Source organism: Sulfurimonas sp., assembly GCF_014859695.1.
Taxonomy (GTDB): Bacteria; Campylobacterota; Campylobacteria; order Campylobacterales; family Sulfurimonadaceae; genus Sulfurimonas.
Genome location: NZ_JACUTS010000053.1, coordinates 1 through 12,986, shown reverse-complemented (window position 1 = coordinate 12,986; position 12,986 = coordinate 1). Strand labels below are relative to the sequence as shown.

The following is a 12,986-nucleotide window of genomic DNA, read 5'->3' as shown; positions in this document are numbered from 1 at the left end:
AAAAGGTGGCTGACACCATTTTCTGATTGCAGCGCTCAGGGATTGCTTTGCTGCACCCGCAATGACGGAGGTGGAACTTGCAATGACGAGGCAGAAGCTACTTATTAAACATAAGAGAACCGAGGCGAACCATATTTGAGCCGCACTCTATAGCAAGTTCAAAGTCGCCGCTCATTCCCATGGAGCAGATACTCGCACCTTCTAGCTGTTTGTAGATGTCGTAAGTAGTCTCAAAACTCTTTTTTATTACCGCTTTATCTTCGGTATGTGCGCCGATGCTCATAACGCCTCTTAGATGGATATTCGGACACTCTTTTTTTATCTGGTTGTAAATCGCAACAGCATCTTCTGGCATTACGCCGTGTTTAGACTCCTCTTTTGCAGAATTTATCTGAAGTAGGGCATCAAGTGTCATATCTCTTGCTTCTAGCTTCTTTTGAAGCTCATGTCCCAACTCCAAAGAGTCTAGAGCATGAAAAAGGGCAGGGTTTATGTCAAGCAGGTTGTTTATCTTGTTTTTTTGCAGGTTCCCCACAAAGTGCCACTCAAGAGGCAGATCTTCAAGCTCGCTACTTTTTGCGCGTAAATCCTGTGCCTTGTTCTCTCCAAAAGCACGCTGACCTATGCGGTAGAGTTTTGCTATCTCATCTGCGGTTGAGTATTTGCTGATTGCTATGATTTTGACTATATGTTTTTCATCAAATCTTACTCTTGCAAACTCGACTCTTCTTATTATGTCGTCAATATAGATTTTGTACTCTTCGTCATTCATTTTTGTTTTCATTCTCTACCCCACCAGTCTATTTATATCGTTATACAGTCCAAGCCCCATCAGTGAAAAAAGTATCACCCAGCCTGCAATGGTTAATTTTACCATAATCTCTTCGTTTACCTCACGTCTGAAGATAAGCTCATAGAGGTTAAACATGATGTGTCCACCATCGAGCGCAGGGATAGGAAGAAGGTTTAAAACCCCCAAATTTACGGAGATAAGTGCCGCAAAAAAGAGTACGCTCATCCAGCCTGCATCGGTTGCATCTGACGTCAGTTTTACTATGGAGATTATCCCGCCAAGCTCGTTTGCGGGAACTTCTCCAACTATGAGTTTTTTAAGTCCTGTAAATATCAAAGTAGAGGCAAAAGCTGTCTGCTCACTTGCATAAGAGAGAGTTTCTCCCATACCGAGTTCAAGTTTATGCGAAACTCCCGCACTTCCTATGCCAATCATCTTTTTCTCTATCACTTCATTGAACATATTTGTGGTTTTGGTTATTTTTGGAGAGAGTGCTATAAAGTGAAGACGACCCGCTCTCTCAACCTCTAGGTTAAGTGAACCATCAGATCTCTCAATAATCTCTGCCATCTCTTTCCATGTTGTAATCGGCACACTGTTAATAGAGCGGACTGTGTCGTTTGTCTCTAAACCTGCGACAAAAGCGGGAGAATCTTTTACAACGTTTCCTATAACCGGAGAGAGGACGTTTGGTCCGCCAAGAGCTATGACGAAATAGAGAACAAATGCCAAAACAAAGTTTGCCAAAGGTCCTGCAAGGAGGATAAAAATCTTTTGCGAAGGCGTTTTTACATTGTAGCTGTCGTCGTCATAACTCTTTTTTGTAGGATCAGAGTCGTCTTGACCCTTCATCTTTACATATCCGCCAAGAGGGATTACTGCTATTTTCCACTCAGTTCCCCATCTCTTAAACGAGGCAATCTTACGTCCGAAACCGATACTGAAAACCTCTACGTAAACGTCCATTGCACGCGCTGCAAAGTAGTGACCGAGTTCGTGAAAAAAGATAAGTGCGGAGATTACCGCTAAAGATACTAAAAAACTCATTACTTCTTAACTCCTAAAAGTGCTCTTCTAAACGCCCAAAGATACTCAAAGCCTGAGTAGAGGGTTATTGCAACCGCCAACCATAAAAGCTCGCTTCCAAACGGCCAGTGCATCAGCAAAAATCCGATGGCAATCATCTGCACAACCGTTTTTACTTTTCCTGCCCATGAGGCTTTTACACTTAAGCCTTCACTTAGCGCTACGGTGCGGATTCCCGTGATAAAAAGCTCACGGATGATGATTATGTAGATAGCCCATGCACTCGCTTCTCCTATCATCATAAGCCCTAAAAATGCGGCGATTATAAGCATCTTGTCGGCGAGCGGATCGATGATTGCGCCAAGCAGTGTCATCTGGTTCCACTCTCTTGCGATATAACCGTCAAAAAAGTCCGTCACGCTTGCTAGAACAAACAAAAGTGCCCCAAAGTAGTAGTTCCAAGTGACATGATAACCCGCATCCGTAAAGTAGTCGGGATTTAAGATAATCCAAAACATAATCGGAGCCAAAATAATACGTGAAGATGCCAAAATATTAGGTAGATTTAACAAAAAAAAGCCTTATGAATTTATTGCGTATTTTAGCTTTTTGGCTCTTAAAGAGGGCTTGACAATCTCTTTGTCTCTTGGGTATTATAGAGCCAATATTGGAGCACATTTGTAAAATGGATTTAGAAAAAATAAAAAACAGAGTTCTATCGCTTACGCACTATATTAAAGAGATCGCGATTATAGAGCATAATCATTACCCTTTCGCACTCATTTATCCAGATTTTGAGGCTCTAAAAGAGGCAAAAATCATCAATATCAAAGAGGAGATACGATGGTATGCCGTCGAACTCTATAACATGAAAGCTCCTGAGAACGAAAAGATAAAGGGTTTTGAAATTTTTACTGCTCCGCTTGGAGAAAATGTAGAAGAGAGTTTGACCAAAGAGGATGAGCAGGATAATCAAGTATATAGGGTTTTAAAGTCTTTTTTGGCGACCATGACCGACAAAGAGATATTGCCAACTTCGCATCTAGAACTAGACCTTGAACTCGATTCGCTTAACTATGTGGAACTTTTTGTCTTCATTGAGGAGAGTTTTGGGGTAAAAATGGATGGAGCGCTCTTCTCAAAAATGATGAGACTGGAGTCACTCTATAGTTATGTAAAAGCCAATGCAAAACAGATAAGAGTTGCCAAACCTGACTGGGAGGAGTTGCTGAGAGAGCAAAGCCGTGAGAAGCTAGTCTACTCTCCCTTTATTATGTCTCTTTATAAAACTCTTCTTTATCCGCTTTTTAGGCTCTATTTTCGTCTTGAAGTCAGAGGAGTTGAGAATCTTCCCTCTTCGCCTTATATCATAACGCCCTCTCATCAGAGCATGCTTGACGGGTTTTTAATAGAGTCCGCACTTCCTTACAAAGTTTTAAAAAGAACCTTCTTTCTGGCATATAAGCAGGTTTTCGGCACAAAGCTTTTAAAGCCTATTGCAAAGCATGGGCAGAGTATCTTGATAGATGCGAACGAGAATTTAAAAGAGACGATGATCTACTGTGCACTTCCTATAAGAAGCGGGAATAATCTAGTGATTTTTCCCGAGGGGGCTAGAACCCGCGATAGAAAACTTTTGGAGTTTAGACCCTACTTTGCGATGCTCTCAAAAACATTTAAGACGCCCATCGTCCCAGTTGTTATTGACGGCAGCTACGAGGCACTTGGAGCGGGAATGCTTTTTCCAAGACCCAGAAAAATAAGAGTAAAATTTCTAAAACCTATAGAGCCGCACTCTATGGAGCAGGGCGAGATAGTAGAGAGAGTTAGAGACGCTATAGAACGCGAGCTAAAAAACTCTAAGTAAGCGCATCATGCAGCTCTTTTTCTCCCTTTTTCTCATCAACAAAATAGAGCAGAACGGCACCCAAAATAAACAAAATAGATATCGAAGCTATAGAGACTCTTGAGTTCTGGGTAGTGAGTGCCACAAGTGCGATAAGAAGAGGTCCGAAAATCGCCGCAAATTTGCCTATAAAGTTGTAAAAACCGAAAAATTCGGCTGAGTATCCCTCTGGAATCATCCTTGAGTAGTATGAGCGGCTAAGTGCCTGAATACCGCCTTGAACAAGAGCAATCATGACGGCAAGCATATAGAATTCAGAAACCTTACTCATCGTAGCCGCCCACATAATTATAAAGAGATAGATAGCGATGGCGAGATAAATCGCACCCTTTGTTCCCATAATCTCAGATATTTTGGTAAAAAGAAGCGTTGCGGGAAATCCCACAAACTGAACAAGCAGAAGAGCTAAAATAAGGTTTGAGGAGTCAAAACCAAGCGCCATGCCGTAATCAACCGCCATTCTTATGATGGTATCTACTCCGTCTATATAGAGCCAGTAGGCGATTAAAAAAAGAGAAAGATGTCTGAGTTGTCTGATTTTGGAAAAAGTTTTTTTGAGTCTTAAATATCCATCTTTTAGTTTTGTCGTGGCACTTACATAGTTGCTTTTATCTTCTTTCACAAACAGAAGCAGGGGAATAGAAAACAGCGCCCACCAGAGAGCGACACTTACAAATGATGCCTTTACGGCAGCGGCTTGATCCTCAAATCCAAAAAATTCAAAATCCTGAAACATCCAGACATTTATGCTAAAGAGCACTCCTCCGCCAAGATAGCCGAGCGCGAAACCTAACCCCGAGACAAAATCGACACTTTTTTTGGTTGAGACGGACTGCAAAAGCCCGTCATAAAATATGTTTGAGCCCATAAAACCGATATTGCCTAGAATATATATAAAAAGTGCCGCCTGCCACTCTCCGGCTCCAACAAGTGAGAGCATTGCGCTCATCAAGATGCCGAGATAAGCAAATAGGAAAAGATATCTTTTTTTAAGCGAATGAACATCCGCAATAGAACCCAACAGAGGAGCGATGAGTACGATGACAAGGCTAGAGATAGAGCTTGCAATTCCAAGATGGGCGGTACTTGTCGTAACTGCCACATCTGCGCTGTAGTATGATTTAAAAAAGAGCGGAAAAAAGCCTGCCATTACAGTTGTGGCGTATGCAGAGTTTGCCCAGTCGTAAAGTGCCCACGAATAGATGGTTTTTTTGTTCTCTTGCATAGATGCTGCCTCTTTTAATTTCGCACCAATTTTACCACAAAAGTGGAGATTGGATAAAATAAATGATAGAATGGTGCATGAAATTTTTAGAATTAATGAATAAAACCGGTCTTGTCGCTGCTCACAGAGGTGCACGCTCTATCGCTCCTGAAAACACTCTTTCGGCGCTAACTAAGAGTATAGGAAAGTGTGATTTTATAGAGATAGATGTTGGGCTGAGCAGAGATGGAGCAGTTATAGTCATGCATGACGATACGCTCCAAAGAACTACGAATGTAGCCCAAATAGACTCCTTTAGAGATAAAAAACCATACAGAGTTTGCGACTTTAACATTGATGAACTCTCTAAGCTTGATTACGGAAGTTGGTTTGATGCAAATAGCGGGCGTAAAGAGCCGCTTCTTACACTCAAGCGCGCGTTAGAGTTTATAAAAGAGAACAACATGTTTATAAATGTAGAGATTAAAGACATGTCTAACTGTTTTGAGGATAAAATGGTCGTAGGAGCGGTTGCAAAAGAGATAGAAGATACAGGAGCGCAGGAGCGTGTTTTGCTCTCATCGTTTAGACATGAGTACCTGAGGGAGGCAAAAAAAATTCTCTTTAACGTGCCCACTGCAGCTCTCTTTGAGGGAAACGCTCAGGATAATTTGTTAGAGTATCTGAAAGATTTAGAAGTAGAAGCATATCATGTAGATGATGCATCGGCAGATGAAAAAAAGGTCAAAATGTTAAGAGAAGCAGGGTATGCTGTAGGTGTCTATACCATTAACAGTGCAAAACGTGCCAAGGAGTTATTTGCGATGGGCGTGAACTATATATTTAGCGACTCTCTGGATAAAAAACTTAAAAAGTATGCTCTATGAATTATGAAAAATTTGAGAAGGCTCTTGAAGTTTTAGACATCGTAACACGTGTAACGCAAGCAGAACTCAAAGAGAAGTATCTCAAACTCTCAAAAATCTACCATCCAGACATGCCCCAAGGCGATGCAAAAAAGTTCAAAGAGATAAATGAGGCGTATAAGGTAGTAAAAGAGTATATGCAGAACTACAGATTCTCTTTGGATGAGGATGAGTTTCATGCGCAAAATCCATTCTCAAGAAAATCAAAAGATTGGTTTTATAACTTTTAAGGAAAAAATATGATAATCGGCGTTCCAAAAGAGGTAAAAACAGACGAATTTCGTGTCGGGGTAACGCCCTCAAATGTTGCTTTGCTTTTAGATGAGGGACATGAAGTTTTTATTGAGACTACGGCAGGAGAGGGAAGCGGTTTTAGCGACGCCGAGTATACAAACGTCGGCGCAAAAATAGTTGCTACGGCAAAAGAGCTATATGAAAAAGCCCACTTAATTGTAAAGGTTAAAGAGCCGCAACCCTCAGAGTACGGTTTTTTAAACCAAAAACATACGCTCTTTTGTTATCTTCATCTAGCGACCACAAAAGAGCTTACCGTCGTTTTGATGCAAAAGAGAGTCTGCGCTATTGCTTATGAGACGGTTGCACTTGGCAGAGAACTCCCGCTTTTAAAGCCCATGAGTGAAGTAGCCGGAAGTATGGCGCCTATTGTAGGAGCCTATCATCTTAGCCGTTACAAAGGGGGTGATGGTGTTCTCATATGCGGCTCAGAGGGAGTTGAGGCGGCAAAAGTTTTGGTAGTAGGCGCGGGCAATGCCGGATTTAACGCTGCTAAGATGGCTTACGGAATGGGCGCGGATGTAACGGTTATAAATAGAACCTCGCCAAAGCTTGAGGAGTTAAAAAAACTGCTTCCACATGTAAGAACTCTTTTGTACTCTGAAAATGCTTTTTTAGAGGCTATAAAGAGTTCGGATATGGTTGTCGGTGCGGTACTCATTCATGGAGGTGCCCCAACACCGAAGTTTATAACATACGAGATTTTAAAAGAGATGAAAAATGGCTCCATTCTCGTAGATATTACCATAGATCAGGGCGGTATCTCCGAAGCTTCACATCCTACAACTCACACAAACCCCACCTTTATAGAGGAGGGAGTCTTGCACTACTGTGTCGCAAATATGCCCGGAGCCTATCCGAAAACATCCACCGCGGCACTCTCAAATGCAACGATCTCTTATGTGAGAAGATTGGCAAATGAGGGAGTGATTAAGGCTACTGGAAATGATGAGTCATTGGCTTTGGGAGTTAATGTTTTTAATGGAGCTTTAACAAATCGCGCCGTTGCCGAGGCTCACAATCTAGAGTTTAAAGCTCTTGATATGGAGGATAAATAAAAATGTATTCAAACAGCAATATGGTTGATTATCTTATAGATATCGGCGCGCTTCGCTCAAGCAGAATTATAGAGGCTTTCAGACATGTTGACAGAGCCGATTTCGTAGCCGATAGAGGTGCTATAGATATTTATGAAGATTATCCTCTTGGTATCGGTAACGGGCAGACAATCTCTCAGCCAAGAACGGTAGCTATGATGCTTGAGATGCTCTCGCCAAAAGAGGGAGATAAGATTTTAGATATAGGAAGCGGCTCGGGGTGGACAACTGCGCTATTAGCCTATGTTGCTGGAGAGAGTGGCTCTGTAACGGGAGTTGAGAGGGTAAGTGAACTTGTGAGATTTGGAAGTTCTAACCTAAAGAAATATAAGTTTAAAAATGCTAAGATAGTTCAATCAGGAGACAAACTAGGCATTGAGGGCAAGGAGTTCGACCGTATTTTAGTCTCTGCTGCTGCCGATGAACTTCCTTATGAGCTCATCAAACAGCTAAAAGTCGGAGGAAAGCTTGTCATCCCGATTCAAAGTTCGGTTTTTGAAATTGTTAAAAAAAAGAGCGGAGAGTTTGATGCTAACGAGCACTACGGTTTTGCATTTGTTCCGCTGATTTATTGAAATTCATTAGGTAGCAGAATCTAGGTACCCCTTGAGGGTGTACTTCCGACATCGTTATAAATAAGTGAAGGATTTCCTTCATTTTATGAAGTAAAATTAAGGATAGCAAGATGTCACAAACAGCATGGCTAAGTAAAAAGCTAGATAGTGGGAAGATATTGTGTCAGGCATGTGCGCAGGCATGTAAGCTTGATGAGGGTGAGTACGGCATATGCGGAGTTAGACGCGTAGAAGACGGTGAGCTTAAGCTTCTTGTTTACGGGCTTGCGGCGGCTGTAAACATTGATCCGGTAGAGAAGAAACCGATGTTTCATTTTCTGCCAAAGAGCAGATCATTTTCTGTGGGAACGGTGGGGTGCAACTTCTCTTGTAAGTTTTGTCAAAACTATGATATATCCCAGTATCCAAAAGAGCATGGGCATAAAATAGTCGGGCGTGAATTTCCGCCCCAGATGATAGTTGAAACAGCGCTTGAAAATGGATGTAAATCAATCGCATATACATACAATGAGCCGATAGTCTTTTTTGAGTATACTTATGATACGGCAAAGCTCGCACATGAAAAGGGTCTGAAAAATATCTATGTAACAAGCGGGTATGAGACGCGAAAAGCTATAGATTTGCTAGCACCATATATAGACGGGATGAATATCGATATTAAGAGTTTTTCCGATGAGTTTTACAAAGAGATCTGCGGTGCGAGACTAAAACCTGTTCTTGAAGCTCTAAAGTATGCACATGAAAAAGGAATTTGGGTAGAGATAACGACTCTGCTTATTCCGGGTAAGAACGATTCGGACGAGGAGATTAGAGGCATCGCAAAGTTTATTGCAGAGCTTGATGTGTCCATACCGTGGCATCTCTCGGCATTTCATCCGACCTACAAGATGCTTGATGTTGCCCGTACTCCTGAATCTACGCTTCTTCGTGCTTATAAAATAGGGCAAGAGGAGGGGCTGAAATATCTCTATGTCGGCAATGTAGATAATGAAGATTATGAATCGACATACTGTCCAAGCTGCAAAAATAGGATAATTGATAGAAGCGGAAATATCGGGCAGTTTGTGACAAACGAGCTTGATGAAAACGGCATATGCCCACATTGTGGCTATATGCTTGAAGGTGTTTGGAGCTAAAATGCTCTATTGACTTGATAACGCTTCTTTGTTATCATTGATTGTACTTTAGCGTTATTTTAAACAAGCAAGGCGGTTAATATGATACGTTTATTTTTTCTTCTGCTTTTGACAATTTTGCCTCTTTTCGCGGACAACTCGTTTGTAGTTAAGCTTGAGATAAAGGGTGCCATCGGACCTGCAAGCAGCGAGTATCTAAAAGAGGGTATGACATTTGCAAGAGAGAAAAATGCCCAGATGATACTCATTGAGTTAGATACCCCGGGAGGCTTGTCAAGTTCAATGCGCGAGATGATACAAAGCATTACAAACAGCTCTATACCTGTAGTTACATACGTTTATCCAAAAGGTGCTCATGCGGCAAGTGCAGGCACCTATCTGCTTTACGCTTCGCACATAGCGGCTATGTCGCCGGGGACAAATCTTGGTGCGGCAACCCCAGTAAGCCTTATGCCAACACCAAACACGGACGTAAACGGCAGTAAGATAAGTACGCTGGAGAAGAAAGTGACAAACGATGCTGTTGCTTACATCAAGAGTTTGGCTGAGTTAAATGACCGTAATATCTCATGGGCACTTTCTGCGGTAGAGGAGGCTAAAAGTATCTCCGCAAGCGATGCTCTTAAGTTCGGCGTAATTGATCTCATCGCCCAAAATAGAGAAGAGCTATTAGAAAAACTTGATGGCAGAAGCGTTGTTATATCGGGTAAAAGCGTAACTCTAAATACTAAAAATGCAACTTTGCAGAGTTTTGAGCCAAGCTGGAAAAGCAGGTTTTTATCGACCATCACAAATCCAAATATAGCTTACATCTTACTTCTTTTAGCGATATACGGCATCTTTTTTGAGTTGATGAATCCGGGTTCAATATTTCCGGGAGTTACCGGAGTTATTTCCGGGGTAATAGCCATGTATGCGCTAAATATGATACCTTTTGATTATGCAGGACTGCTTCTTATTTTGCTTGGGATCGCTTTAATGGTTGCCGAGGTTTTTATTGCCGGGTTCGGCATCTTGGGCATAGGAGGAGTTATCGCCTTTGCTTTTGGCTCACTTTTGCTCTTTGATGCCGACACTCTCGGGCAAAGCGTCTCCATCCCTCTGATCATCGCTTTTACTCTGAGCAGTCTCGTTTTTTTTCTATTGGTGATAAAATTATTTTTGAGTTCAAGGTCAGCAAAGATCGTCTCGGGTGCTGATGAGATGATAGGAGCAGCGGCTAAAGTCGTTGATGTCAGGGAAGATGGGTATTTGGTGCACTGCCATGGAGAGACATGGAGTGCGGTTAGCGAGAGTGAACTCTCTATAGGTCAAGATGTCGAAGTTGTCGAGCTCTCTGGGCTCGTCTTAAAAGTCAAACCAATTGAGGAGTAGAAAATGTTTTTTGATCTAAATATAACCATACTGTATATGGTAGTTTTTGCAATCGCTTTTTTAGCCGCGGCTATTCGTATTTTAAGAGAGTATCAGAGGGCAGTTGTCTTTACGCTCGGAAGATTCACGGGCATAAAAGGACCGGGACTTATTATCTTGATTCCCTTTATTCAGCAGATGGTAAGAGTTGACCTTCGTACAATCGTTCTTGACGTGCCGACACAGGATGTTATATCTCATGATAATGTCTCAGTGCATGTAAATGCAGTCGTCTATTTTCGCGTGATAGATCCGCAAAAAGCGATTATTCAGGTGGAGGATTTTTATGATGCGACAAGCCAGCTTGCGCAAACAACTCTGCGTTCGGTTTTAGGCGGACATGAGCTAGATGAGATGCTAGCCGAGAGAGAACGCTTAAACCATGACATACAGGAGATTTTGGATAAACAGACCGATGCATGGGGTATTAAAATATCCAATGTGGAGATTAAGCACATCGATCTTGATGAGAGTATGGTTCGTGCCATTGCAAAACAGGCAGAAGCAGAGCGTGAGCGCCGTGCAAAAGTCATCAATGCAAAAGGGGAAGTCGAAGCAAGCGAAAACCTCCTTTTGGCAGCTAAAAAGTTAAGCGAAAATGATTTGGGTATTCAGCTGCGTTATCTTCAAACCATGAGTGATATCTCAAGTGATAAGACAAATACGCTTGTTTTTCCATTCCCGACAGATTTTAGCAAGCTTTTTAAAGGTAGTTTGAAAGAGTAGGCTAAAATATATTATAAAAGAAGTCTAAGAGGAATAATTTATTTAAAAGTACCGGATGGCAATATGAAAACAAAATCTTACGATATAGAGCTGCTTCACGATGTTGACAAAGATTTTGAAGCTGAATTTTACAACTACTCTAAGACGTTAAGCTACTCAAAGGGTGCCTCTCCGTTCTCTGTTGATGATCTATTGAAATATTTTTATATACTCATAGATGGGAGAGTTAAAACATACCAGATAAATTTTGACAATGCCAAAGAGCAAACTATTTTTATCTACAAAAGAGGAGATATGTTTGATGTTATATCGCTTTTGGATGAGAAGCCGCACGAAGTTGCATATGAAGTACTAGAGGAGTGCATGGTGCTTCAGTTCCCGATTGAAAAGGTAAGGTACTGGATAGAGAACAACAGTACCTTTAACAGAATCTTTTTCCCATATTTAGCCGCTAAGATGAGACACGTAGAGACTTTGGCAAGTGAACTCTCACTTTATGATGTTAAAGAGAGACTTATGCACCTTCTTTTAGAAAATATAAATCCAAGCAGCACTTTTAAGTACAAACTGCTTCAAAACCTCTCAAACAGCGAAATTTCAAAACTTCTAGGAACGGTTAGACATGTAGTTGAGCGAGCGATAAAAGAGCTTAAGCAGGAGAAAATTATTCACACAGAGAGAAAAAATATCAAAATCATAAATCTTCAAAAACTGCTTGAAAAATCAACAAAAATGCTACATAAGTAGCAAAACTTTTTTTAAAATTCCTATACCATATTCGTCAACTTAAATAAAAGTTTGAGTTGAAAATAATTTAAAGATGAGGAGTTCGTCATGTTACTTTCAAGATATTTAAATCCTGCAGAGTCATATAGAAAAAAAAGAGGTGTTGATTTTTTCAATGACTTTCTAAGTTCTTTAGATGAAAATATAGGCAGTGATGCATTAGTGGACTTCAAACCTGCCGTAAACACAAGAGAGGGCAAAGATGCTTATCATATAGATGTTGATTTACCAGGTGTAAAAAAAGAGGATATTAGCGTTGACGTTGAGAACAATATTCTAAGCATTTCAGGCAAAAGAGAGACAAAGAGTGAAGTCAAAGAAGAGGATTACTACAGAGTAGAGAGCAGTTACGGCAAATTTGAAAGAAGTTTTACGCTTCCTGAAAAAGTTGATGCTGAAAATATTAGAGCGGCATGTGAAGACGGCGTTTTAGAAGTCGTTATCCCAAAACTTCAAATCAAGCATAAATCTTCCAAAAAGATTGCTATAAAGTAGCTACTATAGAGCTTCTCGCCAAGAGGCGAAGAGCTCTAGAACATATTTACGACTCCGTAGTCAAGCATCTCTTCAAACTGCTCTTCTGTCAGTACCGCTTTTACCTTCTCGATACAATCTAGATGAATTTTTGTAAGTTCAGCTCTTAATTTTGCAATCTCATCAACCATCGGGTAAAACTCACTCACCTTTGGACTCTTGTGTTTAAAAGAGACTTTTTGCATAAGTTCAAGTTCAAGTTTTTTAACAACTAGAGCTTTTTTTGCGGCTTCTGACATCAACTCTTTTTTTATTTTAAGAATGGCATCAATCTGATCTTGTGATAGCTCTAGATTTGAGCTTGATGGGTCGTAAAGTGTCATGCCCACTAAGTAGGGAAGATTTTTGGTTACTAAAAAGTAATCCTTTGGAAAGTTCTCTTTTGCTACAAATGGTCCTGCAGAACCTGCAAGTTTTTCCATTTTTACGGCATCTTGAATTGGCAGAGGCAGATTAGGCTCTGCGAAAAGTGTTGTGCTAAGAGCTAAAGAAAAGATCGTAGCTTTTGTTACGTGTATAATTGATTTCATATGGTTTTCCCCTTAAAATTTTGGTAAGTTGTCATTATAC

15 protein-coding genes are annotated in these 12,986 nt (G+C 40.9%); 10 read left to right on the top strand and 5 right to left on the bottom strand.

The genetic code is table 11. From position 1 onward, the window contains the following. Positions 1-97: 97 nt before the first annotated feature. The 3 genes from IBX42_RS09005 to pgsA are packed head-to-tail and all read right to left on the bottom strand — an operon-like array spanning position 98 to position 2,391. Complete coding sequence (locus IBX42_RS09005) at positions 98-772, bottom strand: YggS family pyridoxal phosphate-dependent enzyme (RefSeq protein ID WP_294931976.1); 675 nt, start codon at positions 770-772, stop codon at positions 98-100. A gap of 15 nt (positions 773-787) precedes the next feature. Further along, complete coding sequence (gene rseP, locus IBX42_RS09000; RefSeq protein ID WP_294931975.1) at positions 788-1,840, bottom strand: RIP metalloprotease RseP; 1,053 nt, start codon at positions 1,838-1,840, stop codon at positions 788-790. Beyond that, entirely contained in the window at positions 1,840-2,391 is a 552-nt protein-coding gene (gene pgsA, locus IBX42_RS08995) for a CDP-diacylglycerol--glycerol-3-phosphate 3-phosphatidyltransferase (RefSeq protein ID WP_294931973.1), read from the bottom strand. The genes rseP and pgsA overlap by 1 nt, the downstream gene beginning before the upstream one ends. Positions 2,392-2,504: 113 nt before the next feature. Between pgsA and IBX42_RS08990 the strand changes: the two genes are divergently transcribed. Continuing rightward, entirely contained in the window at positions 2,505-3,686 is a 1,182-nt protein-coding gene (locus tag IBX42_RS08990) for a 1-acyl-sn-glycerol-3-phosphate acyltransferase (RefSeq protein WP_294931969.1), read from the top strand. Here IBX42_RS08990 and IBX42_RS08985 read toward each other — a convergent pair. Then, positions 3,679-4,950 (bottom strand): MFS transporter, encoded by a 1,272-nt coding sequence (locus IBX42_RS08985; protein WP_294931966.1) that lies wholly within the window; start codon positions 4,948-4,950, stop codon positions 3,679-3,681. The two genes, IBX42_RS08990 and IBX42_RS08985, sit on opposite strands and share 8 nt — an antisense overlap. A 62-nt stretch (positions 4,951-5,012) precedes the next feature. Here IBX42_RS08985 and IBX42_RS08980 point away from each other — a divergent pair, with 62 nt between their 5' ends. From IBX42_RS08980 to IBX42_RS08940, 9 genes are all read left to right on the top strand, one after another. Then, positions 5,013-5,816 (top strand): glycerophosphodiester phosphodiesterase family protein, encoded by an 804-nt coding sequence (locus IBX42_RS08980; protein ID WP_294931962.1) that lies wholly within the window; start codon positions 5,013-5,015, stop codon positions 5,814-5,816. Then, positions 5,813-6,085, top strand: coding sequence for a DnaJ domain-containing protein (locus IBX42_RS08975; protein WP_294931959.1), 273 nt, complete (start codon positions 5,813-5,815; stop codon positions 6,083-6,085). The genes IBX42_RS08980 and IBX42_RS08975 overlap by 4 nt, the downstream gene beginning before the upstream one ends. Positions 6,086-6,094: 9 nt before the next feature. Next, positions 6,095-7,207 (top strand): alanine dehydrogenase, encoded by a 1,113-nt coding sequence (gene ald, locus IBX42_RS08970; protein ID WP_294931956.1) that lies wholly within the window; start codon positions 6,095-6,097, stop codon positions 7,205-7,207. Between the two features lie 2 nt (positions 7,208-7,209). Next, positions 7,210-7,821 (top strand): methyltransferase domain-containing protein, encoded by a 612-nt coding sequence (locus IBX42_RS08965; protein WP_294931953.1) that lies wholly within the window; start codon positions 7,210-7,212, stop codon positions 7,819-7,821. A 110-nt stretch (positions 7,822-7,931) separates the two neighbouring features. Continuing rightward, on the top strand, positions 7,932-8,957 hold the full coding sequence (gene amrS / locus IBX42_RS08960; RefSeq protein ID WP_294931950.1) for an AmmeMemoRadiSam system radical SAM enzyme: 1,026 nt from the start codon (positions 7,932-7,934) through the stop codon (positions 8,955-8,957). An 81-nt stretch (positions 8,958-9,038) separates the two neighbouring features. Beyond that, positions 9,039-10,331, top strand: a complete 1,293-nt coding sequence (locus IBX42_RS08955; RefSeq protein WP_294931947.1) for a nodulation protein NfeD — start codon at positions 9,039-9,041, stop codon at positions 10,329-10,331. A gap of 3 nt (positions 10,332-10,334) precedes the next feature. Next, positions 10,335-11,096, top strand: a complete 762-nt coding sequence (locus IBX42_RS08950; protein ID WP_294931944.1) for a slipin family protein — start codon at positions 10,335-10,337, stop codon at positions 11,094-11,096. A gap of 63 nt (positions 11,097-11,159) precedes the next feature. Beyond that, positions 11,160-11,843, top strand: a complete 684-nt coding sequence (locus tag IBX42_RS08945) for a Crp/Fnr family transcriptional regulator (protein ID WP_294931941.1) — start codon at positions 11,160-11,162, stop codon at positions 11,841-11,843. A gap of 87 nt (positions 11,844-11,930) precedes the next feature. Further along, entirely contained in the window at positions 11,931-12,377 is a 447-nt protein-coding gene (locus IBX42_RS08940) for an Hsp20/alpha crystallin family protein (protein ID WP_294931938.1), read from the top strand. A 35-nt stretch (positions 12,378-12,412) separates the two neighbouring features. Here the strand turns inward: IBX42_RS08940 and IBX42_RS08935 are convergent, their stop codons facing one another. Then, complete coding sequence (locus IBX42_RS08935) at positions 12,413-12,946, bottom strand: hypothetical protein (RefSeq protein ID WP_294931936.1); 534 nt, start codon at positions 12,944-12,946, stop codon at positions 12,413-12,415. Between the last annotated feature and the right edge of the window lie 40 nt (positions 12,947-12,986).